At 69.5% G+C, this 23865-nt stretch carries 24 protein-coding genes and 2 pseudogenes; 11 read left to right on the forward strand and 15 right to left on the reverse strand.

Annotated features, from left to right (window positions below; genetic code table 11):
• Positions 1 to 46: 46 nt before the first annotated feature.
• From ACWD35_RS40065 to ACWD35_RS40080, 4 genes and pseudogenes are all read right to left on the reverse strand, one after another.
• Positions 47 to 525 (reverse strand): annotated as a pseudogene (locus tag ACWD35_RS40065) (hypothetical protein).
• 38 nt (positions 526 to 563) lie between these two features.
• Positions 564 to 803 (reverse strand): hypothetical protein, encoded by a 240-nt coding sequence (locus ACWD35_RS40070; protein WP_451356285.1) that lies wholly within the window; start codon positions 801 to 803, stop codon positions 564 to 566.
• 228 nt (positions 804 to 1031) lie between these two features.
• Entirely contained in the window at positions 1032 to 1739 is a 708-nt protein-coding gene (locus ACWD35_RS40075; protein ID WP_451356286.1) for a response regulator, read from the reverse strand.
• A 23-nt stretch (positions 1740 to 1762) separates the two neighbouring features.
• Positions 1763 to 2887, reverse strand: coding sequence for a sensor histidine kinase (locus tag ACWD35_RS40080; RefSeq protein WP_451356287.1), 1125 nt, complete (start codon positions 2885 to 2887; stop codon positions 1763 to 1765).
• A gap of 129 nt (positions 2888 to 3016) precedes the next feature.
• Between ACWD35_RS40080 and ACWD35_RS40085 the strand changes: the two genes are divergently transcribed.
• Positions 3017 to 3709 (forward strand): hypothetical protein, encoded by a 693-nt coding sequence (locus tag ACWD35_RS40085; protein WP_451356288.1) that lies wholly within the window; start codon positions 3017 to 3019, stop codon positions 3707 to 3709.
• Complete coding sequence (locus ACWD35_RS40090) at positions 3706 to 4302, forward strand: hypothetical protein (protein WP_451356289.1); 597 nt, start codon at positions 3706 to 3708, stop codon at positions 4300 to 4302. The genes ACWD35_RS40085 and ACWD35_RS40090 overlap by 4 nt, the downstream gene beginning before the upstream one ends.
• Positions 4303 to 4441: 139 nt before the next feature.
• On the opposite strand, the gene ACWD35_RS40095 is transcribed toward ACWD35_RS40090, so the two are convergent.
• The 3 genes from ACWD35_RS40095 to ACWD35_RS40105 form a co-directional block, all read right to left on the reverse strand.
• Positions 4442 to 5413 carry a recombinase family protein gene (locus tag ACWD35_RS40095; RefSeq protein WP_451356290.1) on the reverse strand — a complete coding sequence of 324 codons (972 nt, stop codon included), beginning with the start codon at positions 5411 to 5413 and terminating at the stop codon, positions 4442 to 4444.
• Between the two features lie 214 nt (positions 5414 to 5627).
• On the reverse strand, positions 5628 to 6416 hold the full coding sequence (locus ACWD35_RS40100) for an alpha/beta fold hydrolase (RefSeq protein ID WP_451356291.1): 789 nt from the start codon (positions 6414 to 6416) through the stop codon (positions 5628 to 5630).
• Between the two features lie 177 nt (positions 6417 to 6593).
• Positions 6594 to 7217, reverse strand: a complete 624-nt coding sequence (locus ACWD35_RS40105) for a LysE family translocator (RefSeq protein WP_451356292.1) — start codon at positions 7215 to 7217, stop codon at positions 6594 to 6596.
• A gap of 108 nt (positions 7218 to 7325) precedes the next feature.
• On the opposite strand from ACWD35_RS40105, the gene ACWD35_RS40110 reads away from it, so the two are divergent.
• Positions 7326 to 8303: a LysR family transcriptional regulator gene (locus ACWD35_RS40110; RefSeq protein ID WP_451356293.1), complete on the forward strand. Its 978-nt coding sequence runs from the start codon at positions 7326 to 7328 to the stop codon at positions 8301 to 8303.
• Positions 8304 to 8475: 172 nt separating this feature from the next.
• Here the strand turns inward: ACWD35_RS40110 and ACWD35_RS40115 are convergent, their stop codons facing one another.
• From ACWD35_RS40115 to ACWD35_RS40125, 3 genes and pseudogenes are all read right to left on the reverse strand, one after another.
• A complete protein-coding gene (locus ACWD35_RS40115; protein WP_451356294.1) occupies positions 8476 to 9111 on the reverse strand; it encodes a Tn3 family transposase in 636 nt (211 codons plus the stop codon).
• Positions 9108 to 11273 (reverse strand): annotated as a pseudogene (locus ACWD35_RS40120) (Tn3 family transposase); the annotation flags it as partial. The gene ACWD35_RS40115 and the pseudogene ACWD35_RS40120, both read right to left, overlap by 4 nt.
• Positions 11177 to 11500 (reverse strand): DUF4158 domain-containing protein, encoded by a 324-nt coding sequence (locus ACWD35_RS40125; protein WP_451356309.1) that lies wholly within the window; start codon positions 11498 to 11500, stop codon positions 11177 to 11179. The pseudogene ACWD35_RS40120 and the gene ACWD35_RS40125, both read right to left, overlap by 97 nt.
• 37 nt (positions 11501 to 11537) lie before the next feature.
• On the opposite strand from ACWD35_RS40125, the gene ACWD35_RS40130 reads away from it, so the two are divergent.
• Positions 11538 to 12011: a DinB/UmuC family translesion DNA polymerase gene (locus tag ACWD35_RS40130; RefSeq protein WP_451356295.1), complete on the forward strand. Its 474-nt coding sequence runs from the start codon at positions 11538 to 11540 to the stop codon at positions 12009 to 12011.
• Positions 12012 to 12178: 167 nt separating this feature from the next.
• Here the strand turns inward: ACWD35_RS40130 and ACWD35_RS40135 are convergent, their stop codons facing one another.
• The gene (locus ACWD35_RS40135; RefSeq protein ID WP_451356296.1) at positions 12179 to 12712 is read right to left on the reverse strand and encodes a LysR substrate-binding domain-containing protein; all 534 of its coding nucleotides are present in this window, start codon (positions 12710 to 12712) and stop codon (positions 12179 to 12181) included.
• A gap of 34 nt (positions 12713 to 12746) precedes the next feature.
• Positions 12747 to 13124 carry a LysR family transcriptional regulator gene (locus ACWD35_RS40140; protein ID WP_451356297.1) on the reverse strand — a complete coding sequence of 126 codons (378 nt, stop codon included), beginning with the start codon at positions 13122 to 13124 and terminating at the stop codon, positions 12747 to 12749.
• A 71-nt stretch (positions 13125 to 13195) separates the two neighbouring features.
• Between ACWD35_RS40140 and ACWD35_RS40145 the strand changes: the two genes are divergently transcribed.
• Positions 13196 to 13930 (forward strand): SDR family oxidoreductase, encoded by a 735-nt coding sequence (locus tag ACWD35_RS40145; protein ID WP_451356298.1) that lies wholly within the window; start codon positions 13196 to 13198, stop codon positions 13928 to 13930.
• A gap of 188 nt (positions 13931 to 14118) precedes the next feature.
• On the opposite strand, the gene ACWD35_RS40150 is transcribed toward ACWD35_RS40145, so the two are convergent.
• Both ACWD35_RS40150 and ACWD35_RS40155 read right to left on the reverse strand, forming a co-directional pair.
• Positions 14119 to 14991: a recombinase family protein gene (locus ACWD35_RS40150; protein ID WP_451356299.1), complete on the reverse strand. Its 873-nt coding sequence runs from the start codon at positions 14989 to 14991 to the stop codon at positions 14119 to 14121.
• A gap of 344 nt (positions 14992 to 15335) precedes the next feature.
• Positions 15336 to 16790, reverse strand: a complete 1455-nt coding sequence (locus ACWD35_RS40155) for an alpha/beta hydrolase (protein WP_451356300.1) — start codon at positions 16788 to 16790, stop codon at positions 15336 to 15338.
• A gap of 393 nt (positions 16791 to 17183) precedes the next feature.
• Here ACWD35_RS40155 and ACWD35_RS40160 point away from each other — a divergent pair, with 393 nt between their 5' ends.
• The 4 genes from ACWD35_RS40160 to ACWD35_RS40175 all read left to right on the forward strand — a co-directional run bounded on the left by ACWD35_RS40160 (position 17184) and on the right by ACWD35_RS40175 (position 20422).
• Positions 17184 to 17315, forward strand: a complete 132-nt coding sequence (locus ACWD35_RS40160) for a hypothetical protein (RefSeq protein ID WP_451356301.1) — start codon at positions 17184 to 17186, stop codon at positions 17313 to 17315.
• Entirely contained in the window at positions 17312 to 18472 is a 1161-nt protein-coding gene (locus tag ACWD35_RS40165; RefSeq protein WP_451356302.1) for a sensor histidine kinase, read from the forward strand. Before ACWD35_RS40160 ends, ACWD35_RS40165 begins: the two co-directional genes overlap by 4 nt.
• A complete protein-coding gene (locus tag ACWD35_RS40170) occupies positions 18469 to 19131 on the forward strand; it encodes a response regulator (protein ID WP_451356303.1) in 663 nt (220 codons plus the stop codon). Before ACWD35_RS40165 ends, ACWD35_RS40170 begins: the two co-directional genes overlap by 4 nt.
• A gap of 223 nt (positions 19132 to 19354) precedes the next feature.
• Complete coding sequence (locus tag ACWD35_RS40175; RefSeq protein ID WP_451356304.1) at positions 19355 to 20422, forward strand: tyrosine-type recombinase/integrase; 1068 nt, start codon at positions 19355 to 19357, stop codon at positions 20420 to 20422.
• Positions 20423 to 20794: 372 nt separating this feature from the next.
• Here ACWD35_RS40175 and ACWD35_RS40180 read toward each other — a convergent pair whose 3' ends face one another.
• Entirely contained in the window at positions 20795 to 21358 is a 564-nt protein-coding gene (locus ACWD35_RS40180) for a TetR/AcrR family transcriptional regulator (RefSeq protein WP_451356305.1), read from the reverse strand.
• A gap of 150 nt (positions 21359 to 21508) precedes the next feature.
• On the opposite strand from ACWD35_RS40180, the gene ACWD35_RS40185 reads away from it, so the two are divergent.
• Together ACWD35_RS40185 and ACWD35_RS40190 are read left to right on the forward strand one after the other, a co-directional pair.
• On the forward strand, positions 21509 to 22981 hold the full coding sequence (locus ACWD35_RS40185) for an MFS transporter (protein WP_451356306.1): 1473 nt from the start codon (positions 21509 to 21511) through the stop codon (positions 22979 to 22981).
• Between the two features lie 72 nt (positions 22982 to 23053).
• Positions 23054 to 23746, forward strand: coding sequence for a CatB-related O-acetyltransferase (locus ACWD35_RS40190; RefSeq protein ID WP_451356307.1), 693 nt, complete (start codon positions 23054 to 23056; stop codon positions 23744 to 23746).
• The last annotated feature ends 119 nt before the right edge of the window (positions 23747 to 23865 follow it).

A 23865-nucleotide genomic window follows, 5' to 3' on the forward strand; every position in this document is an offset into this window, starting at 1 on the left:
CATTTCGATACCGTTGTTATTATTTCACCATTGGTAAAAATACTCACTACGGGCCGACCCCGCGAATCAGCGAGGTCGCTCTTCGGCCACCCGATGCGCACCCGCCGGCTGGCCCGGCCACGCCCTTCGCGGGCGTGAACCGGCCCGGCGCCGACTCGGTCAGCCAACCCCGGGCCACCAGCCGCTTTGCCTTCGAGCGCAGCGCCTCCACCTTCGCCGGTACTACCCTCAGGCCGAAACAAGCGGCCATCTCCTGGCAGGTCAGCGGACCTTGACCGAGCCGCTGGCGGTCGGCCAGGAGCCGCACGATGCGCTGGTAGTCCACCGACAGGGCCGACCAGGCCAGCCCCGCACCACCGACTTCGGCTTCGCCGCGTCCAGCGGGTCGGGCCGCGCCTGCTGCTCACCGCCATCCGGCAGGTCCTGGGATGCCTCGGGGGCAGCCACGTTGTCACTGTCCAGGGCCAGCACTGCGTCGACGCGTGAGCGGGCGATGACCCACTCATTCCACTCCTGCTCGGCCACGGCCCGCTCGGCCTAGGCGACGTACTCCTGGTAGGTCATCACGCCGTCGCCGTTGGCATCCATCGCGGCCCAGGCGCGATCGCCCGTGGGGCGCGCAGCATGACCAGGGGGTCGTCGTCCCTGCGTCCGGTTGCCTGCTGGGCCCGGTCGATACGGACGAAGTAGTCGTGCCTGGAGGCGACTCCACCCCCGTCCGTGTCCAGCATCGCGTAGATACGGGCCTTAGCAGTTACTGGATCGGCCAGGGACGCCTGCACCTCGGCCTGAGGGGGCGACATGTCGAATCCTCCTTCACATGCGGGTTTGTGCCGGCCGGTTGGGCGGTTCAGCGGGTGAGATGGACCACGAGGGTCGAGTCGAGAGCAGTCTCACCGGCCGCGGTGCCGCAGCCGGTGCCGGAGCTGGTGCCCACTGCGTTGATGGTGTCATCGGCGAAGCGCGTGCTGTCCCCTCACAGCACCCTGACCAGCATCTTCAATATGGCGCAGGCTCACTGATCAGATGCGTTAGCCCTCGGGATCGCGGCCTGGGCCGCATACTCCGTTGCGGAACGCCCAGGCCGCGATCCCGACGCGGTTCCGGGCCCCGACCTTCTGCTGGATGCTCGCGATGTGGTTCTTCACCGTGCCCGGTGAGATGAACAGCTTCGCGCCGATCTCGGCGTTCGTCCCGCCGTCGGCCACGAGCCGCACGATTTCCAACTCCCGCTCGGTCAGAGAGACCTTCGGGTCTTGCGGTCCGCTCTGCTCGGTGTTGGTCGCGAAGCGCTGGAGCAGGCGGACTGTCACCTGTGGGCTGATCAGTGTGTCGCCGGCCATGGCCGCGCGGATGGCCTCGATGAGCAGCGTTGGGCCCGAGCGCTTGAGCAGGAAGCCGGATGCGCCGTGGCGGAGGGCGGTGTGGACGTACTCGTCGAGGTCGAATGTCGTCACGACGATCACGCGGGTTGGCGTGGCGACGTCTGGACCGGCTAGGAGGCGGGTGAGTTCGAGGCCGTCGAGGCGGGGCATGCGGATGTCGGCCAGGACGACGTCGGGATCGAGGTGGCGGGCCAGTTCGACGGCGGCGGCGCCGTCAGCGGCTTCGCCGATGACGTGCATGTCCGGCTGGGCGTCGAGGACCATGCGGAAGGCGGCGCGGATGTTCTCCTGGTCGTCGGCCAGGAGGATGCGGATTGGGGACGGCGTCGCCGACGTGTTTGCGAATTCGGCCATGTTCATCGTTTCTCTCGTCTTTGTCATCGCGCAGCGGCCACCGTGTTCGTGATCGGGAGTTCGGCCGCGAGCCTCCAGCCCCCGCTCTGGCGGGCCTCGGCTCGGAGCGTCCCGCCGAGCAATTCGACCCGCTCGGTCAGACCGGGCAGACCCAGTCCACTGCGGTGCTCGGCTCGTCCGGCCGGCGGCCGTCGTCCCGAGCCGTCGTCGAGGACCTCGACGGTGAGCACGTCGGCTGAGCGCCCGACCGAGACCACGACCTCCTGGGCGTCGTATGCATGGCGTCGGATGTTGGTCAGCGCCTCCACCACCACTCGGTACGCCGTCGCTGCTATTTCGCGCCGCACGGAACTGGCTCCTGCGGCGATGTCCAAGCGGACCCGAGCCGGGGTGGAACCTGCGAACCTCTCGACCAGCTCCGGCAGGTCATTCAGAGTTTGCGCGGCGTGCCGCTTGCCGTCGTCCTCCTCATCGGTGCGCAGCATGTGTACGGTCCGGTCCATCGAGCGCAGCGCGCGCTGCCCCGCGTCCTCGATCCGGGCGAGCGCGTCCAGGACTGCCTGCGGGCTCTGCCCGGCGACGAACCGAGCGGCCTGGGCCAGGGCGACGATCTCGCTGACGTCGTGCGCGACGAAGTCGTGGAGATCGCCCGCGAGCTCAAGGCGCTGCTGGCGCCGCGCCGTGTCGATCGAGGTGCGCCGCCGCTCGTCCAGCACCCTGAGATAGGCCGAGCCGACGACGGCGCACGTGGCGGTGATCGACCAGAAGAGGCAGGCGCCGACGAGGTCGCGCACGGACTCGTGGGACCAGTCACGCAAAGCCCAGGTGGTCACGGCGAGGTGCGCGAGCGCCCCGGCCGAGACGGCGATCGGAAGGGGTGCGGTGCGAACCGTCGGCACGATCAGGACGAGCAGCAGCAGGGCCTCGAAGGTTCCGTAGATTCCACCGTCTTTACCCGGCATGCCCCTCGCTGTGCCGCTGACCTGGAGGGTGGTGACGAGGAGCGAGACCGCGGCGACCACGACAGCTGCTGGACTGAGCCAACGGCTCACGCGGGCGCGGACCGAGGGCAGGACGGCGAGCGCCGTCGCAGGGTAGGCGAGGGCCGCGAGCGCGGCCAGCGCCACGGGAAGGATCGTGATCACCACGGGCCGACCCTACGTCAGCCGCCGTTCCCGACGCCCTGTGCTGAACGGCACCCCCGAGGCTTCGCGGCCGGCCACGAGGTGCTGATCGGCATATGTCCCTTACCAGCGCCGGAGCGTGAATCTTGAGGCATGACAACGGATTCGATCTCGCTCACCTTCGAGCCCAAGAAGGCCCCGGTTCCGGCTCCTTCGGCGGTTCCCACCTGGACCCGCCGCGTGGCCCACGCCATCCCGCTCGTAGTCCTGCCGTCCAGCCTGTGGCGATTCCTGCTCCTCGGCGGAGTCTCCGGCCTCGAGAACAGCGACAGCAGCCACCGTCCCGGGCTCGTCGGCTTCGCCTATGTCGCGTTCCTCAGCCTGCTCTCGGAGGGCCTCGCGTTGCTGGCCCTCGGGCTGGTCCGGCCCTGGGGTGAGCGGTTCCCGCACTGGATCCCGTTCCTCGGCGGTCGACGGGTACCCGTCAAGGCCGCTGTGATCCCCGCCGCGACCGGTGCGTTCCTGCTGACATCGCTCTACGCGTACTTCTTCCTCAACAGGTGGTTCTTCCACTTCCGCCCCAGCGCCAGTACCGGTGGGGGAGGCCACACGGACTTCTCGGCGCACGGCTGGTCGCTGGTCCTGTTCCTGCTCTGCTACATCCCGATCCTGGCCTGGGCGCCGCTGCTCGCCATCCTCACCTTCGCCTACTACAAGCGGCGCACCATGGTCGGCGACATGCTCCTCGCCGATGCCCGGCAGGCTCGGCAAGCAGCGAAGGCCATAGCGAAGGCGGACGTGGCTGAAGCGGCCAAAGCGACGGCGAACACGGGAGCGGACCGATGATGACACAGGCCTCCGGCCGCCTGCGCAAGGCTTGGCACTCCGCGCACACCCCGACCGAAGGCGTCCCTCGGCGTCTGTGGCTGACTGCGAACATCATCCCGTTCCTGGTGATCCCGTCCAGCCTCTGGCGGATCAGTGGCATCACCTTCAAGCTGCCGCTGGATGGCGGCCTTCATCCCGGCAACGGCCAACTCCCGCCGTGGTTGCCGATCGAGGGGTACGTCGTCGTGCTGTCGATCATCGCCGAGCTGCTGGCGTTCCTCGCGATCGGGCTCGTGGCCCGTTGGGGCGAGGTCTGGCCGCGCTGGATCCCTGGGCTGCGCGGGCGCCGCGTTCCGATCCTCGCCGCCGTGATCCCCGCCGCCCTCGGCTCGCTGATCCTCACCGCCATGTGGACGTGGGCACTCATCACCGAGATGTTCGGCAAGACAGCGCAGCTCCGGCCACTTCCGGCCGACAACCCGATAACGCTCCACGACTGGCACTCGTGGCTGCTCGAAGCCTCCTACGCGCCGCTGGTGCTGTGGGGCCCGCTGCTCGCTGTGCTGACCGTCAAGTACGTCAAGCGGCGGCTCGGTGCGGTAGCGGTGTGATGACTGAGCCTGCGCCGGCTTGAAGGTCCTGGTCAGTCAGACGATCTACTGCGCAGACAGCTGCCCACCAACAGCGCGAGCGCCCAGAGCGGCCATCACGGCCCTGTCCTCCCGTAGCTCCGGCGAAGTGACAAGTAGCTCAGAGTGACCGGATAGCGCCTTCGGTCTGGAGGGCGGCGAAGTCGGCGTGGGCCGCTTCGACGGCTTCGGGGTATGCCTGGCGCTTCTCGTGCTCGGCGAGCGCCCGGTAGATGCTGGCCAGGCCGGGATTCTGGCCCTTGCGCTTGCCGGTGGGGATGATCAGGTCGGGGCGGATCTGTTCGACGGACTCGCCCGCCGCCCGGCGCCGAAGCACGGTGTGCAGCATGTCGTCGTTGATGACGGGCGGCCGACCGCCGTGCTTGCCATTGCGGGCGGCGGCGTCGAGTCCTTCGAGGGTGGCTTCACGGATGCTCTCGCGCTCAGTCTCGGCCATCGCGGCGAAGAGCCCGAAGAGCATCGGGCCGGGGCCGGAGGGGTCGTAGATGCCGGGCAGCGGGCCGGCCAGCATCTCCAGGACCAAGCCGTGGGCGGTCAGGTGGTCGGCCAGCGCGGTGAGCTCGGCAGCGTCGCGGCCGAGCCGCTTCATCTCGTAGACGGTGAACAGCACCCGGCAGTGCGGCGCATGGGCCTTGATCTCGCGGGCCAGGGCGAGGGCGGCCTCGAACTGGGGGCGGACCCGGACGCGGCTGCTGATCTTCTCGGAAAAGATCTTGTCGCGCGGAATGCCGTGCGCGCTGAGCGCGTCCAGCTGCGACTGCAGCTCCTGCGTGAGGTGGCTGCAACGGGCGTACCCGATGCGGATCTCCGCGCCCGGGGTGTCCGTCTCGGGCGCGGCCGGCGGCGGGGTGCCGGGCCGCCAGGGCTGTCCGGGGCCGCGGTCGACCGGGGTCGACACCCGCAGCAGCTTGGCGAGCCGGGCCACCTTCTTGAAGCGGCCGGTGTGGTAGATCCCGGCGACCGCGCCCGAGCGCGAGCGGCAGGGCGAACCGGGCTGGACGCCACAGCGCGGGCAGTCGTGGCGCTCGACGTCGTCGGCGTCGCTCTCGATGGTGTCCTGAGGGCCCGTCACACCCGAAGTCCTCTCACAAACTATTCCCAGAACAGGGGTCGGGCGCCAGTTGCGTGAGAACGAGTTCTGAGAACCGATCGGGCATCCGGGCCGACCCCGACGACCGTTTCCGATCTTGCTCCCGGAAAGGACCGTTTGTGAGAGTCCGGCCGGGGTTCGCTGGTGCACGGTAGGTATCCCGGGTGCAGGGTGTCCGAGTATCGGCTGCGCTGTTCTACGGCTTGTACGCGGTGGTGAGGAAGTCCAGGACGAGGGGGCTGGCGTGGGTGCGGAACTCCTCGAAGTAGGCGTGCCGGGCTTCGGGGATCAGATGGAGTCGGGCGTTGGGGATGCGGTCGGCGAGCAGGTGTGCGTTGGCGGTGGGGTTGAGCAGGTCGTCGCTTCCGTGGAGGACCAGGGTGGGTGCGCTGATGTCCGGCAGGAGGTCCCAGGCGTCGTGTCGGTTGCTGGCCGCGAGGTGGTGGCGCCGGGCGTGGGCAGGCATGCCGGGGTCGCCGAGGGTGTGGTGCGGGCCGGGATGGGAGGCGAGCCATTGGGGGGTGTACATCAGCCCTAGTAGGGCCTGTCGCGCGGCTCCGGGCTGAGGTTGCGTCAGGGCTTGGCGGACGTCGTTGCCGCGTTCGACGCTGTGCGTGCCGCCGGGTGAGGTGCAGCCGAGGACCAGGGCGCCTACCCGATGGGGGTGGCGGGCCGCGAGCTGCTGGGCCACCCGTCCGCCCATGGACGTGCCGTAGACGTCGGCACGGTCGATGCCGAGTTCGTCGAGGACGGCGATGACGTCCTGGGCGAACAGTTCGGTGCTGTAGGGGGTGTCGGGCTTGGCGCTGTCGCCGGTGCCGCGGTAGTCGAGCGTGAGGGTGCTGCGAGCGGGATGGAAGTCGGCGCGAATCGCGTCCCACCAGTGGTGGTTGTTGGCCTGGCCCGCCAGCAGGACCAGCGGCGTCCCCTGGTCCTGGAGCTGGTAGGCGATGCGGGTTCCGTCCGGTGTCATCGCGTGCGTCATCGGCTTCCTCGCTCCCGCGTGGGATCTATCCGGGCCTGAGTGGGCGGTGAAGCCGGGGCGACCGTCTTGGTGCGCTTCGTCGCCACCGGCCGTGCAGGGCAACTGCATGGCTGCCGGTACACAAGGGCGGTAGATGGCCCGCGCGGTCGGTTGCTGGAAGAAGTACCGGCCCGGCCCTCAGACACCGGCTGCCACCGCGGCGCCCAGCCCAAGCAGGACGACGCCGGTCGTCACGCTGAGTCCCCGCAGGACGGTCGGCCGCGATATCAAGGCGCGCCCTCGGCCGACGGCCCAGGTGAGCAGCAGGTACCAGGAGGCACTGACGAGCGCCCACAGGGCTCCCAGGGCGACGGTCGACAGGAACACCGGGCCCTTCGCCGTCACGAATTGGGGCAGGACCGAGACGGCGAACACGCCGGCCTTCGGGTTGCCGAGGTTGGTGCTCAGGCCGGTGAGGTATCCGCCCGCGAAGCCGGTGCGGCGCCCGCCCTCGCGGGGCGGACGGGTGAAGGCGGTGGTGAGCGCGGTCCGCAGCGTGTTCACCCCGAGGATCATCAGCACGATGCCGCCTGCGATCCGGAGTATCGCGTACGCGCGCGGGCTGGCCAGCAGGACAGCGGACAGCCCGGCCGCAGCGGCCGTGGACCACAGCAGGAAGCCGGTGGCGTTGCCCGCGAGCGTGCCTCGGACTGTGCGTTGCCCGCCTTCCAGAACCTGCCGGATCATCATGGCTTGACTCGCGCCTGGCAGCATCGCCAGGAGCAAGGTGGTGGCGATGAAAACGGGCACATGCGTAGGCATGGGCAAAGAACCCTTCCAGGGATTGCGTCGATGGGTGCACCACCAGGCTTCCTCTCCCGCACTTATAAGAGAAGTTAAAGAAGAAGGGTGCAGTGTTAGGGTTAGTGAATGCTGGTGGATCCGGGACAGCTCCGGCTTCTTGCATTGATCGAGCGGCACGGCTCCTTGACGGCGGCGGCTCACGCCCTCCAGCTCACGCCCGCGGCGGTCACCCAGCAGGTGGCCAAGGCCGAGCGCGACTGGCAGGTGCCCCTGGTCATCCGTGGTCCTCGCGGAGCAAAGCTCACCGCGGCTGGTGCGCTGCTCGCCTCCCACGGTCGAACCGTGGAGGAGGCGTCGGACAAGGCTGAGGCGGAACTGGCCGCGCTGCTCGGTCACCTCTCCCTACGGCTGCGCATCGGAACGTTCCAGGCGGCTGCCCTGCACCTGCTGCCGCCCGCCCTGACGGCCCTGCGGCACCGCCATCCGGACGCCGACGTCTCCGTCGTAGACGTGGTGTCCGGACGCGGAGCGGACGAGATCAGCGCGGGGCGCCTGGACCTCGCCATCGTCGCGTCCTGGGGCACGCCGCTCGCGCCGCCCCCGCACCTACGCGCCCACTCGCTCCTGCTGGACCCGATGGTCGTGGTTCTCCCCGATGACCACTCACTGGCCACGGGGCAGCCTGCGGACAGCGAACTTCGCCTGGAACAACTGCGCGACGAATCGTGGGTTTCCATCCTGGCTGGCCATGCCGCCCGCGAACAGTTCCACGACGCTGCCCGCGGGGCCGGCTTCACCCCCACCGTGCGGTTCGAGACCGAGTCCTACGACGTTGTCCAGGCCCTCGTCGGCACAGGCAGCGCCGTGGCTCTGGTATCGCGCCTGGCCCTGACCCATGCGCCCGGCACCACCCATCGCGAACTGGCCCACCCCAGGCCCTACCGCCAGCTCTACGCCGTGACCAAAGCCGACGCCAGCCTCACACCACTCGCAGACATGCTGATCGACCTCCTACGTGATGTCGCCCGCGACATCACCGCCACCTGGGAGGCTGCTCCCCTGCAAGAAGAACAACGCTCATCGGACTCACCGCACGGAGCCTGAAGAGCCCCCGGTCCTGAATCGACACCGCCTGGTCGATGGGCGGCCGGCCCGCCAGCCGACCATCGACGTCGGCCGCTGGCTCGGCGTCGGCCCGGCCCTCCAACCGCCCGGCCGTGACCAAGGGGTTCGGGGTCGAAGCCACGGCAGACGGCTTCGACCCCGAACCGCTGTCCTACCACTGCCCGGTGCTCTCCCCGGCGGGCGCCGTCTGCCGTGCGTCCGCCCGCTGGCCGGGGATGACCACGGCCGGGTGGATGTCGAGCCGATTGCTCATGTCCAGCTCGAACCGGCCGTAGGGGTTGACGTGTGTCCAGAACAGCGGGGACAACGCGCGCCGGTCGGCGTCGCCGAGGCGCTCGACCCACTTCGGCTCGGCCAGGACCTCCTGCAGCAGCAGGGTGTTCACGTGGACCAGGGCGGCCTGCAGCAGGTGCAGAGCGAGCATCGAGATCTCCTGGCTCTCCCGGTCGGCGCCGGTCAGATGCCCGTCCTTGCCGTAGAACAGGTCGTGGTTGGCGGAGTTCCAGTTCTCCACCACCTGCAGGCCCTCGTGGATCTCCCGCCGCAGCTCCGGGTCGGCCAGGTAGTCGCAGACGAACGCCGTCCGCACCGCCCGACCCAGTTCCTCGATCGCCCGGTAGGTCGGGTGCTTCGGGCCGCCGCGGGTGAACCGTCGCAGCACCTGCTCGGCCTCGGCCGTGCCCAGGCGAAGCGCGGTGGTGTACTTGACGATCTGGTCGTACTTTGCTGGCGAATCAGCTCCCAGTCGATCGTCTTGCTGGACAGCACCGGCACCAGGTGCGGCCACGTCTCGTCCTCTCCGGCGGCCGGCCGGTACAGCCGGGCCGAGCCCACGTTCTTCAACCGGGGCAGCAGGTTGAAGCCGAGCATGTGCGCGAACGCGAACCCGACGATGGACGCGCCGTGGGTGTCGGTGTACTGCCGGTCCACCACCATCTCGGTGCAGTGCCGCAGCACACCCTCGATCATCGCGGCGACGTCGGAGGCCGAGCAGTTCTTGAGCTGGGAATAGATGCACACCGACTTCCGCTCGACGTGCCAGTAGATCATCACCCCCGGCCCCCGGTACCGCTGGTGCCACTCCGTCATGAAGTTGCTGGACCAGGAGCCGAACTTCTTGCTGTCCGAGGCGCACGAGGTGCCCTCGCCCCACCACTCGGCGTCCCGGGCGGCGAAGGTGGCGTTCACCAGCTTCACCAGCGCGCCACGCATGTTGGTCCGGTTCACGAACAGGTGCCGCACCCGCCGCAGGACCGCCTCGGACTCGCCGTGCTTGCCGGTCACCGCGACCCGCTTGATGCCCATGTTCGTGCCCAGCGCGAACAGCACCAGCAGCAGCCGGCGTCGCAGCACCTCGCGCGGCACCGCCTCCCGGCTGGCCACCGAGGTGAACTCGGAGCTGAAACCGACCGCGAACTCGGCCTCCTTGAGGATGTCGATCAAGTCGATCGTCCCCCAGCGGCGCTCGATCTCGGCTTTGAGCGCGACCAGGTTCTCCGGCACCTCCTGCTTTCCGAGCGGGGAGACCTTGATCCACGGCTCGCCGTGCTTACGGACGATCTCCACCCCGCCGGTCGAGCCCTCCTCCAGCGCGCCGTCGAACCGGTTCAGGGCCGCCCGGAGCCGCTTCTGCAGGGCGTCGATGAACTCGCCCGGGTCCAGCGGCTGGCGGATCGCGCCGTAGTGCACGTCCCGGTTGTCCTCGAAGTCCTGCGGCAAGTCGTCCTCCGGGTTGCGCCAGCGGCTCGCCCCGGCCACCCAGATCTCCCGGCGCCGCAGCGCGTCCCGCAGCGAGACCAGGACGCACAGCTCGTACGGGATGCGCTCCACCCGGCCCTTGTCGCCCACCACCGCCGTCCGCCACTGCTCGGGCACCACCCCCTCCAGCGGGATACGCTCGGCCTCGTCGAAGAACGCGCCCTCCTTGGCGATCGGCTGGTCCAGGTACCGCTTGAGCAGGTCGATCGCGTCCATCACCGGCCGGTAGGCGGTGTTGTTGCACTTCAGCTCCAGCACCGACAGCAGCGGCGAGAGCATCCGCCGCCAGTGGTTGGAGTACGACGACCGCAGCGCCGTGCGGATGCGCGCCTTGTACCGGGCCTCGTTCGCCGCGGCCTCCGCCGCCAGCGCCTTCAACGTGCTCTCCCCGGCCACCGGGTAGATCACCCTGCGCACCGTGCCGTTCGGCTCCGCCACCGCGGCCTCGGCCAGCCGCAGCAGGATGCCCTCCTTGCCGCGGACCTTCTTCAACTCCTTGACGAACTCGCCCTCGACCTTCTTCTCCGCCCTCATGTTGATCTTCTGCACGAGCTGGATGAACAGGTCCACCAGCGAGTCGGCGATCTCCGTCTGCCGCACGTGGCACAGCGTCGCCAGCAGCGTGTACCGCACCGGGGAGGCCGCCGCGATCAGGTCGGACGGGTACTCCTTGGCCGCCCGCGCCCGCCACGCGGACACCAGCCTCTCCGACACGTCCCCAAACAGCTCCGGCGGCAACTCCAGCTTCCGCACCCGCTGCAGCTTGTTCACCTCGCCCAGTAGGCTCTCCAACCCGAGCGCGCCCGGGTCGGCCTTCAACTCGGTGAAGAACGTCCGGCCACCGCCCACGCTGCCCTCGCCGTCGTCCTCGGCCACCATGTCGTCCAGCCGCGAGCGGGTCATCGCCGACAACCGGTCCGTCGTGGTGGCACAGAACCGCTCCTCGAAGGTGTTCACCGCCGAGGCCACCAGCCGGGTCACCTGGCCCGGGGCCGGCGGCTCCAGCCTGTCCTTTCGGCACCGGGCCACCACCGCCTCCGCCAGGCGCTCGCGCGACAGCTCCACCGGGCACAGCTCGCCCGCCAGCCACTCAGCTAGCTGGGCCTGGTCCTCCTCCGTGCACTCGCGGAACCCGAACGCGCCCGGACCTCCATCCGGTGCCGCTTGATCGCCCGGCCCGCCCAGTCGTATGCGGCGAACTCCTCTGCCGGCACCTTCACCTGCTGAGCCACGTACGCCACCGCCGCCGGTGGGATCTCCCCGGCGCTCTCCGGGAACCTGGCCTCCACCTCGAAGAACTTCAGCAGCAGCGCGAAGCCCAGCCGGTTCGCCCCGGACTTGTTCCGCAGGCGCTCCTGGTCCTCCTCCAGCAGCGTCCAGACCTCGATCAGGTCCTCCGGCTCCCACTCCTGACGCACGATCAACCCCTTCTCGATCACCACCGACGCCACCGAGGTGACCGGGGCACATCAGAGAAGAGGGCAAAACGGTCGAACCCACGACAACGGACTGTCATATCGGCTACAGAGAGCTACTTGTCACTTCGCCGGAGCTTCGGGAGACCAGGGCCGTCTACGCGACACCAGCGAGATCGCCCAGGCCCTCACACTCACCATCACCTACGCCGACCGCACCCAGACGGCCCGCACCCGCACCCTGCCCGAGCCGACCGTCTACACCCCCACCCTCGCGGCCCACGCCCGCGAACTCCTCGCCGGGCTCGGCCTCCAGCGCGCCCGCGTCCGCGCACTCGCCGTACGAGCCGAACGCCTCCGCCCCGCCGAACACGCCGCACGCCAGCTCACCCTCGACGACCACGACGACCGCAAACTCCGCCGCGAGTTACGCAGGATCCAACTCCGACCCCACCTGACCGACGGCTGCCTCACCGCCACCGGCCTGGCTATCGACCCACCGACCCCACCCTGAAAACCTCAGTAGCGGTCAGCCGTCATCACTGCCTGTTGGTCGTGTTCCCGCGGCATGCGCATGACGGTGACGGGTGGGGGCTGGCCATTCTTCGCGCCGGTTGCTGTCTGGTATCGGGGCGAGGAAAGAAGCGCGTGGTCGGCGCGACCAGGGGTTGAGTACGCCGGTCAGGCCAGTGCGGTCATGTGGTCAGGGTGGCGGGTGGCGACGTCGTGGGCGGCTTGGACGAAGGTGGCGACGGCTGCGGATCGCGAGGTCTCCGGCCAGGCGACCATGACCGCGCTGGGGCTGAGGCCGGTGACCGGCCGGTATGCGATGTCCGGGCGCTGGTGCCGCTCGGTGGTGGAGCGTGACAGGAACGCCACCGCCTGCCCCAGCGCGACCACCTCCAGGAGTTGCTCGACGCTGGCCACGAGCGGCCCCTCAGGAGTGTCAGCCGGCGCCAAGCCTGTGTGGCCATCGCCTGCTTCTGCGCCGTCGTATCCGGTGTAGTAGGCGGTGGTGGAGGGGGCGGCCCCCTTCCAGCGCGGGATCGGTTCGCCCTTGAGGTCGGTCAGCCGCAGTCGCCGGCGTCCGGCCAGGCGGTGCGCGGCGGGGAGGACGGCCAGTCGCGGCTCGACCACGAGTGTCTGGGAATCCAGCCCTTGACCGTCGAACGGGCTGCGCAGCAGCGCTACGTCGGCACGGCCGTCCCGCAGCATGGCGATCGGCTCTCCGCTGCCGCCGACGACGACTTCAGGCGGCGGCAGATGCGAACCCGTTTCCCCGGTAGGCGGCGAGGATCTCCCGCAGCAGCCCGGCATCGCCTCCCGGTTTGACCGCCACGACGAGCTGGGGTGTCGGCTGACAGGCCCGGCGTGCTCGCCGGGCCGCCGCGTGCACCGCGTCGACCGCGATCCGGGCCTGGTCGAGCAGCACCTGACCGGCGTTGGTCAGCCTCACCTGCCGGGTGGTGCGCTCCAGCAGGCGTACCCCGAGCCGGGACTCCATCTGAGCGATCGCCTTCGACAGCGGGGGCTGCGCCATCCCCAGGCGTTGCGCGGCCCGGCTGAAGTTCAGTTCCTCGGCGACCGCGATGAAGTACCTCAGCTCCCGCACCTCTAGCTCACTCATATCTGTGGACTATAGATCCAGAGTCTTCTGGTCTTTCCCTGCCGCCTGTGGGTGAGGGGAGGCTGGGTGCCATGACGACTTCGCAGAAGACTGCTCTGATCACCGGCGCGAACAAGGGCATCGGCAAGGAAACGGCGCGCAGGCTCGCAGCCCTCGGCATCACCGTGCTGATCGGCGCCCGCAACGCCGAGCGTGGCGAGGCGGCGGCCGAGGAGCTTCGCGCCGACGGCGCCGACGTACGGTTCGTACCGCTGGACGTCACCGACGAGATCTCGGTCCAGGCCGCCGCCAAGCACATCGACGCCACGTTCGGCCGCCTCGACATCCTCGTCAACAACGCCGCGATCGCCGCCGGACCGCAAAAGCCGAGTGAAACCCCAGCCGCTACCGTGCGGCAGGTCTACGAGACCAACGTGTTCGGCGTCATCGCTGTGACCCACGCCATGCTCCCCCTGCTCCGCCGCTCCGCCGCCGCACGCATCGTCAACATGTCCAGCGAACTCGGCTCCCTCACCCACCTGGCCGACCCGGGCAGCCCGTGGTCCGCCTACTCCTCGATTCTCCTCCCTTACTGCACCTCCAAGAGCGCGCTGAACGCGATCACCGTGCTCTACGCCAATGAACTGCGCGCCGAAGGGATCCTGGTCAACGCGGTGAGTCCCGGCTACTGCGCGACCGACCTCAACCGCCACACCGGGATACGCACGGCGGAGGAGGGCGCGGCCGTCGCGGTTGACCTGGCGACGGCGGGCGAGGACGGCCCGACGGGCGCCTTTCTGGCTGAGGACGGGCCGATTCCCTGGTGAGACCATGCCGCGCCGTCTCCGCCCGAAGCCTGACGGGGGTGTTTTCAACCTCCGCAGTGACGATCACTGGCCTCTTGCGCGGTGCCCATCCCCACGGGCCTTACTGGTAGTTGGTGGGCGCACAAGCCAAGACGGGCACGAGGTGATCACTCATCTCGCGGAATCAGCGTCAAGGGCTGGGCCGCGAGTCAGCCGGCGGTTTCCATCGCGGTTGTGTGCTCGTCGTGTTCACGCAGCATGCGCATGACGGTGGCGGGTGAGGGGTGCTGGCCTTTCTTCGTGCCGGTGGTGATGACGAGGCGTTTGGCGATGTCGCGCAGGCTCATCTCCTGCTCGCGCAGGTGGAGGGCCATGGACAGCATCGACTCGTCGGTGACGCCCGCGCCACCGATCGTCTTGCCGCGCTTGCGGGCGGACTCGTGGCCCTCCAGGGTGCGGTCGCGGATGTACTCGCGCTCCATGCCCGACATCGCGGCCAGCACCGTGAACACGATCCCGGACGGGTCGTGCGAGCCCTTGAGTTCGCCTGTGAGGAACTCCAGCCCGACATCGCTCGCCTTCAGCTCTTCGGCGAGCATGGCGAGTTCGATGCCTCGGCCGAGCCGCTTGTGCTCGTGGACGACGAGGGTGACGGCGACGCCGGAGGAACGGATCTCCCCGGCGAGCTTGACGGCGGCCTCCAACTCGGGGCGCCGGGTGGCGCGGGTGGAGATCTTCTCCGAGAAGATGCGCGTCACTCCGGCCTCGGCGAGTGAGTCGAGCTGCGCGTCGAGGGACTGCCGGGCGGTCGAGGCGCGGGCGTACCCGAGGCGGACGTGCCCGACCGGTTCGGCGCCGGCGCTCACCGGCTGGGGCAGCTCGGCCCACACGGACCGCGGCTTGCGTACGGCTGGCGTCGGCACGCTCAGCACCTTGGCGAGTTGGGGCACGAGGCGGAAGCGGGCGGTGTGGTACTGGATGGCCACCTTCCCCTTGCCGGTCCGGCACGGGGAGCCCGCGGGGGCGGCGCAGGTGGACATCGGGCAGTCGTGCGATTCCACGCGCTTGAAGTCGTCTCTCACGACCCTGGGCTGTTTCATGGGGGTGTTTCAGGCGTCCAGCCGTTTGCAACAACTCATGAAACGTGATCGCCGCAGGTGGATCGTCGGGCGGTGGGGTGTTTCACATGTGACCACCTATGAAACAGCCACCAAGCCCGCACCATGATCAATCTCAGCGCCAACCACGGTTCCATTGATCCCCGAGGCCGGTCCAGGAAGGCTCCCTAACCACAGGCGACGTCTGGAGGGTAAGCCGCTCTGAACTACCGTCCGCGGCGGGGGCGGCGCCGCGGACTGCACTCCGGCTGGCGAGGGGAATGGCCGTGCCGTCGGCGGGGCGTCGTCTCCGTCCGAGGCACAGCTGGTCAGCGGCTGTTGCCCGGGTGGTAGACGCTGAGGTCGCCGTAGGCCGACAGAACGCCGGCCAGGTCATCGGGTTTGTGCCGCAGGGTGGTGTCCAGGAAGGCGAGAGTGGCTGCGGCGACGACGTGCGGGCTCTCGGTGCGGCCCAGGGAGCCGACTATCGAGGGCACAGGCGGCAGGTACAGGGGGCCGTCCATGAAGGTGAGGTGTGCGGCGCCGGGGATGGTGAGCCGGTAGCTCGTCGCGGTGTTGAGCTTGAGGACCTTGGTGAGGCGGGATATGTAGCGCGGGTCGGTTCCGGGGGTGATGGCTTGGGTGAGCGCGAGCGTCGGCTGGTGGAGGGAGGGGGAGGTGGGGCCGTGGGGGTAGCCGTCCAGATCGATGACGGCGTCGAACCGGTGGTCCTGCCGGGCTGCCTGCAGGGCGGCAGCACCCCCCATGGAGTGGCCGGTCACCGCGACATGGCCGGTGTCCAGGCGTCCGGTCAGCGGGCCGGCAATCTCGCCTCTGTCCAGACGACCCAGCTGAGTGAGGACGAAGCTGAGGTCGCCGGCACGAACAGCCGTCCAGCCAACCGCCAGCTTGTCGTCCTTGTCCCGGTCGCCAGTGGAGGCGATCTTGGCGTGAATCGTTCGGCCGTCGGTGAGGACGACGGCTGCGGAGTCGTACGGGTGGTCGAGGGCGGCGACCACATAGCCGTGACTGGCCAGTTCCTCCGCCCAGGCGGTGTTCTGGGTGCGCACTCCGCCCGACCCGGGAGAGAACAGCACGACCGGGAACCGTCCGCCCCGGTCGGCCACCGGGGCGTTGAAGACCGAATGGGTGTGGGCGCGCGGGACGCCGTCGACCAGGAAGCCAGGCAACCCGACCTCACGGGCGAGGGCGTCGGAAACGGTGCGCGCCTCGTGCTCCGTGCGTCCGAGGTACTGGGCCCGCTGCGTGCCTGCGGGGCTCTTCTGCGCGGGATACCAGAGCTGGACCACGGCCGTGCGCCGGTCGTGCGGATCGGCGGTGAATCTCTCGGGGCGGCGTGGGTCGGTCCACTGCACCACGCGGGTGCCGACCGCGAAACGGCCTGACGGCTCGGGGAACACGGGTACAGGAAAGGCCCAGGCGGCCACCGGACCCGTGGCAATCAGGCCGACGCAGGCCACCGACCCCGGCAACGCCAGCCACCATCGGGCCCGCCACGCCGGCTGGCCGGTACGGCGTCGCAGCAGGGGAGAGAGGGCGAACGGCAACGCGACGGCAGCGCCTGCCAGTACCGGCAGCATCTGCCAGCGGATCCCCACCACACTCAGCACGATTGCGGACAGCACGAGAACCGCCCCCGCCGCGATCGTGACGCGTGGGCGGGCAGCGGGGGGAAGCCAGCGCGCCACCACCAGCGCGACGGCACCTAGCAAGGCAAGGAATTCCAGGGGGGACATGTACAGCCCCGTGATGATCTCGGTCACCCGGCCATCCTCAGGGCGGGGCACGCGAGCCACATCGATCCCGGGTCGCCATCGCATGCAATCGGAGTCGCAATCCGAGGTATGTCCCCCGTGCGACCGGAGTCGCATCCAGGCGTCTCGCCTGTGCAACCGGAGTCGCAATCGAGCACGCCAGGTGAACGGCCGCTTTGCGACCGTGGAAGGTAGCGGGACTCCTCCTGAGGTCGTACCTCAGCGCGGTGCCATCAGACGGTGGACTCATGTGCTTCGCGGGCCCGCGGCCTACCGTGACAGGGCCGCGGTACACGCCGGGGAGCTCGGGGTGTGCGCTCCTTGTACTCGGCCCGGCTCCGGCTGTATGCGGTGGTGGCCCCGACTGGGGCCACTATGACGCTGAACCGACAGGGACGTGTGATGACCGAGGCGGCCGCAGAGCCCGGCAATGCCCACCCGGTGCGCTACCGGAACCGCGTGCGGCGGACGAGGACAGCCGTACGGATGACGAGGTACGCCGACCTGGCCTCCCACGAGCGGCACGACTGGTGAGAGCCGCCCGGCGCTGGGGCCTCCGGCTGCCGCCCATAGTGTGGGACTCGCTGCTGCCGGCGCTGCTCCTGCTCAACATCATGACCACGCGCGTGTCGCAAGAGCTCCCGGTGGCCGTGGCCCTCACCACGGCCCTTGCGCTGCCCCTGGTGTGGCGGCGCCGGGCACCGCTCACGGTGTTCGGCGCCGTGGCGGCCGCGGCCTTCGTCCAGTGGCTGATGGACGTCCAACTGCCGGCGGACATCGCCTTGCTGGTGGCTCTCTACACGGCGGCCGCGAACTCGGGCCGGCGCGGCACGCTTGTCGCTGGTGCCATCGTGGAGGGCGGGGCCCTGCTGGCCTGCCTGCGCTGGGCGACGGAAGGCGCATTCCTGACCCCCTTCGTCGCGGTGACCGCGATGGTCGTCGCCGCCGCCGTCCTGGGTGTGAATGTGCGGACCACGCGCGCCTACCTCGCGGCCCTGGAGGAACGGGCTGCACGACTGGAGCAACAACAAGACCAGCAGGCGCGGCTGGCCGTCGCCGAGGAAAGGACACGTATCGCCCGGGAGATGCACGACATCGTCACCCACAACCTGTCCGTCATGGTCGCGCTCACCGACGCCGCTGTTTACGCGCAGCACCGGTCGCCCGACAAGGCCACCACCGCGATGCTCCAGATCTCCGAGACGGGCCGGCAGGCTCTGACCGACATGCGGCGCTCGTTGGGCATCCTGCGGACCGACGAACCGGACGCGCAGCGCCACCCGTTGCCCGGCATCGCACAACTGGAGACCCTCGCCGACCAGATGTGCGCCGCCGGGCTGCCGACCCGCCTCGAGGTCCAGGGCGGCTACACCCACATACCCGCCACCGCACAACTGACCGTCTACCGCCTGGTACAGGAAGCCTTGACCAACACCCTCAAGCACACACCCACCGGCACACATGCGAAGGTCCGGATACAGTGCTCAACCGAGACCGTCACAGTGGACGTCACCGACAGCGGCCCCTGCCCGCCACTTCCCGGCGGCACACCATCCGGCCACGGCATCCCAGGCATGCGCGAGCGCTCGGCCGCCTACGGGGGGAAGTTGCAGGCCGGACCGCTTCCGGGCGGCGGCTGGGGAGTCCATACTCGCCTCGTCCTCGCTAGCAGCGGAGCGGCGGCCGCATGACGATCCGCATCCTGATCGCCGACGACGAAGCGCTGCTCCGTATGGCCTTCAGCACGGTCCTGGAGGCCCAGCCCGACATGGCACCGGTCGGCGAAGCCGCGGACGGCATCCAGGCCATACGCCTCGCCCGAGAGTTGCGCCCCGATGTCGTCCTCATGGACGTCCGGATGCCCGGGACCGACGGGATCGAGGCCACCCGGCAGCTCATCCGGATCTCCCCGCAGAGCAGAGTGCTGATCCTCACCACCTTCGACCTGGACGAATACGCCTTCGCCGGACTCAACGCCGGAGCCTCGGGCTTCCTGCTGAAAAACACCAGGCCCGAGGAATTGCTCACCGCGATACGCAGCGTGGCCGCGGGCGACGCGGTCGTCTCCCCGCGGATCACCCGCCGCCTGCTGGACAACCTCCGCCCGCACATCCCCGACGGCAGCAGCGCCGACCACGACGAGCGGCTGAGCCGGCTCAGCGGCCGTGAACGTGAGGTGCTCATCCAGGTGGGCTGCGGCCTGTCCAATACCGAGATCGCGGCCACCCTGTACCTCGCGGAGGCGACCGTGAAGTCCCATCTGGGCCGAATCCTGCAAAAGCTCGAACTCCGAGACCGGATACAGGCCGTGATCTTCGCCTACGAAAGCCGCCTCATCCACCCGGCATGACGCCGCCGCCCGGAGCCAACGGCGATGTCCTCAGCCCCGGGCGTCACCAGCGCTACACGATCGTCCGACGTAGCTATTACGAGAAGTGTGGTGCCGCAGTAAATGCCGGATTTACTGCGGCGGAGCCTCTACGGTGATCGCCGCGACCTGCGGCGGGCTCTCCGGCCGCCGCAGGTGAGGTGTACGCATTTACTGCGGCAGCGCCGAAAGGGTTGGGACGGGCGTGGCGATCGAACCGGTGACCGAACTCGGGAGCGGGGGCGCGCTCCGGCTGCCGCGCGCCCGGGTCGTGCCGCTGTCCGCCCCGCCCGCGTCGTACACCGCGGCGGTCGAGCGCTGCCTCACCGGCGCGGGCATCGCGAAGTCCTCCGCGCGGATCTACCGGATCTCGCTGACGACATGGGGATGGATGCTCGCCGGCGAACCCGCGCCGACCGGACCCGCCCGCCGGGGCGCAAAGCCGCCCGTCTTTCCCGTCACCGCGATCGACGACCCGGCACTGCCGGAGGCCCTGGCCGAACTGGCGGCAGCGCGGGCGGACGAGATGGACGCCGACACCGTCAACCGCGAACTGTCCATCGCCCGCAAGGTGATCGGCCGGTGGCAGCGCCAGGGCTGGATCGGCTGCGACCCGACGATCGGCATCGAACGGCGGCCGGCACCGCCCGGCCGCACCAAGGCCCTCGCCGAGAACCAGTTCACCGCCCTGTGGCGCCTGGACGTCGCCCTGCGGGAGAAGACGTGCTGGAAGATGCTCTACGAGTCCGCCGCACGGGCCGACGAGGTGCTGTGCCTGAACGTGGAAGACCTGTACCCGCTGGACAAACGCGGGAAGATCACCGCGAAGGGCGGGGCCACGGAGTGGATCCACTGGCAGTCCGGCACCGCCCAACTCCTGCCTCGCCTCATCGCCCGCCGTGCCCGCGGCCCGCTGTTCCTCACCGACCGCAAGGCTCCTGCCGGGAAGCCGACATTGGACGTGTGCCCCGAGACCGGCCGGGCCCGGCTCTCCTACCGCCGGGCCGAAGAGATCTTCGAGGAGAACACCCGGTTGCTGGCCAACCCCCTCGCCTCACCTGAGGACATCGAGTACCTGGACGGCTGGACACTCCACCGGCTACGCCACAGTGCCCTGACACACGACGCCGAGGACGGTACCTCAACCCCAATGCTGCTGGCCCGCTCCCGCCACTCCTCGGTCCGTTCCCTGGAGCGGTACGCCCGTCCCGGAGTCGACGCGGTCGCCCGTCACGTCGCGGAACGCGACCCCGCCGCGCGTCGCCGCACGTGACACTCGTCGTTTGCGGTTGGTGACAGCGTTCTTACCGGCACCCCGACATCGCCGAGATCGTCCGCCAGTTGCAGGACGAAGGATAGAAGGTCGACCCGGAGGACCTGGCGCAGGTCTCGCCGTACCTGACCGAGCACATCCGTCGCTTCGGCGAATGCTCCACCCATGAGCTCGCCGACGAACCCGACGCCTACGACCCGCACCTGAACGTCGACTCCACCCCGATCCGCGGCGACGGCCCGCCAGCCGACGGATTCAGCCAAGCCGCGTGAGCCAGCCAAGGGCCGGATGCCTGAGCTGGCCGGGCGGGTGTCGGCGAGCACGGAGCCTTGGCACCGCGTCCGAGGGCTGATCCCGGGGACCGGGTTGAGGTCACAGCATTCGGTCGACCAGCCCGTCGACGTAGTCCGGGGTGAGCCCCATGCCGAACAAGACGCGGATATACATCGGGGCCAGGATGTGGTCCAGCACGTCGAACGCGTCGGGTGCGCGCTCGCCACGGTCGCGGGCGCGATCGAGCATGGACTGCAGTTGCCGGGTGCGTTCGGCGCGGAGGTCGGCACCGGCCTGCAGGCCCCGCTGACCGCTGCTCGACAGGGCGACGGCCAGGTGCAGCACCGCCGGACCGTCGGGTCCGGTGATTTCGCGGGCCACTTGGGCCGCGTACGTGCGCAGGTCGCCGGACAGGCTCCCGGTGTCGGGCATCGGCGACTGCGCATTGAGGCGGGTGAGCGCCACCTCGCTGAGCAGGGTCTCCAGGCTGCCCCACCGGCGGTAGATGCTGCTGTCAGCCACGCCCGCGCGGGCCGCCACCTCGCCGACGGTGAAGTTGCCGTAGCCGCGCTCGCTGATCAGTTCGGTGACGGCCTGGTGCACCTGCGCGCCGACGCGGGCGCTGCGCCCGCCGGGCCGCCGGGCCCGCTCCTTCTCGTTCATGCCCCCACCTTAACGCAGCCGCTGCTTGCGTTTACGGGTGACGCCCCGTACAGTCGCCTAACGCAGTCACTGGCTGCTTTAAAGCGCTCAGGTGCACCACCGGCCCCGTCGGCCATGGCCGGGCGCGACCAACGATCGAGAGGAATCCCCATGGCGGCTTCGCCTGCGGCCGTAGGCAGTCGTTCACACCGGGCCGTGCTGCTCACGGTGACCTGCCTGGGCCAGTTCATGGTCCTGCTCGACAACACGATCGTCGGGGCGGCGCTGCCCGATATGCAGCACCGGCTGCACACTCAACTGACCGGTCTGCAATGGATCGTCGACGCGTACGTACTGCTGGTCGCCATGCTGCTGCTGTCCGGCGGTGTCTTCGCCGACCGGTTCGGCCGCAAGCGGGTGTACCTGACCGGCGTGGCGGTGTTCACCGCCGCGTCGCTGCTGTGCAGCCTCGCGCCCTCGCTCGGCTGGCTGGTCACCGGCCGGGTGTTGCAGGGCATCGGGGCCGCCGCGCTGAGCCCGGCCTCGCTCGCGCTGCTCGCCGCCGCCTATCCCGTGCCGCAGGAACGCGTCAAGGCGATCGGGCTGTGGGCCGGACTCAGCGGAATCGGCCTGGCCGCGGGACCCGTGGCCGGCGGTGCGCTGACGGACGCTTTCGGCTGGCCCGCCATCTTCCTGGTCAATCTGCCCATCGGCGTGGTCCTCCTGCTGGCCGGTATGCGCAGCCTCGAAGAGACCCGCAATCCCGGCGCCCCCGCGATCGACGTCCCGGGGACGGTGCTGTCCGTTCTGGGTGTGGGGACGATGACCTACGGGCTGATCGAGGGCGGTGCCCGCGGCTGGACCTCGCCGCTGATCCTGGGCAGCTTCACCGCCGCGGTGATCCTCCTCGCCGCCTTCGTCGCCGTCGAAGCGCGCCGCTCCGCGCCGATGCTGCCGCTGCGGCTGTTCCGGCAGCGCCTGTTCACCGTGTCCAACACCGCCATGGTCGTGGTCGGGTTCGCGCTCATGGGCTCGTCGTTCTTCTTCTCCCAGTTCTTCGTGTACGTCCAGGGCAGCTCGGTCCTGCGCGCCGGCCTGCAGACCCTGCCGGTGTCCCTCGCCATGGTGATCGTCAGCCCGTACGCGGGCCGGCTCGCCGCCCGGAACGGCTACCGCATCGTGGTCACCACCGGCCTGGCCCTGGCCGGCCTGGGACTGCTGGCGCTCGGCACGGTGCACGCCGACACCGGCTACGGGAACGTGTGGTGGCGGCTGGCAATCGTCGGCACCGGCTTCGCCCTGACCATGTCCCCACTGACGGGAGCCGCCATCCAGGCAGTCAGCCCGCAGGAAGGCGGCCTCGCCTCAGGCATCAGCAGCACCACCCGCCAGATCGGCGCGGTGCTCGGCGTGGCGGTACTCGGAGCCATCGTCCGCACCCGGCAAGCCGACGGCGCCTCCTTCGAGACCGGCCTCAACAACGCCTTCCTCGCAGCCGGCGCCGTCACCCTGGCCACCGCCGTGTTCACCGGCCTGTGGCTCGCGAGGTCCAAGGTTGCGGAAGGCTCCACGGCCCCGCAACGGGCCACCGATCCAGGTGCGGTCACCACCTTGAACGAGGCATCCGCGAACAGCCCGCACTAGACCAAGATCATCCCATCGCCCGTTTCTGCCGTATCCGGGACACACCCCCACTGGAGAGGAACCGCCTCCACGATGCCGCCCATTCCCGCTGACCCCACCGTGCTCCACCCGATGCCCGAGCACCCGCGCGTGATTCTGCTCAAGCAGCTGGTGAAGTCGCCGCTGATCGAGGTCGGTGACTTCACCTACTACGACGATCCGGACGACCCGACCGCGTTCGAGACGCGCAACGTCCTGTACCACTACGGGCCCGAGCGGCTCGTCATCGGCAAGTACTGCGCGCTGGGGACGGGCACCCGGTTCATCATGAACGGCGCCAACCACCGCATGGACGGTCCTTCCACCTTCCCGTTCCCCACCATGGGGGGCTCCTGGGCGGAGCACTTCGACCTGATCACCGACCTGCCCGGCCGGGGCGACACCATCGTCGGCAACGACGTGTGGTTCGGCCACGGCGCCACGGTCATGCCGGGCGTACGCATCGGGCACGGCGCGATCATCGCCGCCGGCGCCGTGGTCACCGGCGACGTCCCCGACTACGGCATCGTCGGCGGCAACCCCGCCCGGCTCATCCGCACCCGCTACGACGCCGCGGACATCGCCCGGCTCCTCGCCGTGGCGTGGTGGGACTGGCCGCTCCAGCACATCACCGAACACATCCGCACGATCATGTCCGGCAGCATCGACGACCTGGAGAACGCGGCGCCCGCGCACGTGGACACGGAACGTCTGGACCCAACAACCCCCAGTGCCACGGACCGTTGAACGAACCCGGCCCAGGACGACCTGCGCGGTGACCCGCTCCCCTATCCGCGATCCACCATTCCAGCACCGAGAATCGAGCTGTCAGCATGCCTGCTTCGCCCCACCACAACCCGTTCGCC

The organism is Streptomyces sp. NPDC002671, assembly GCF_053592475.1.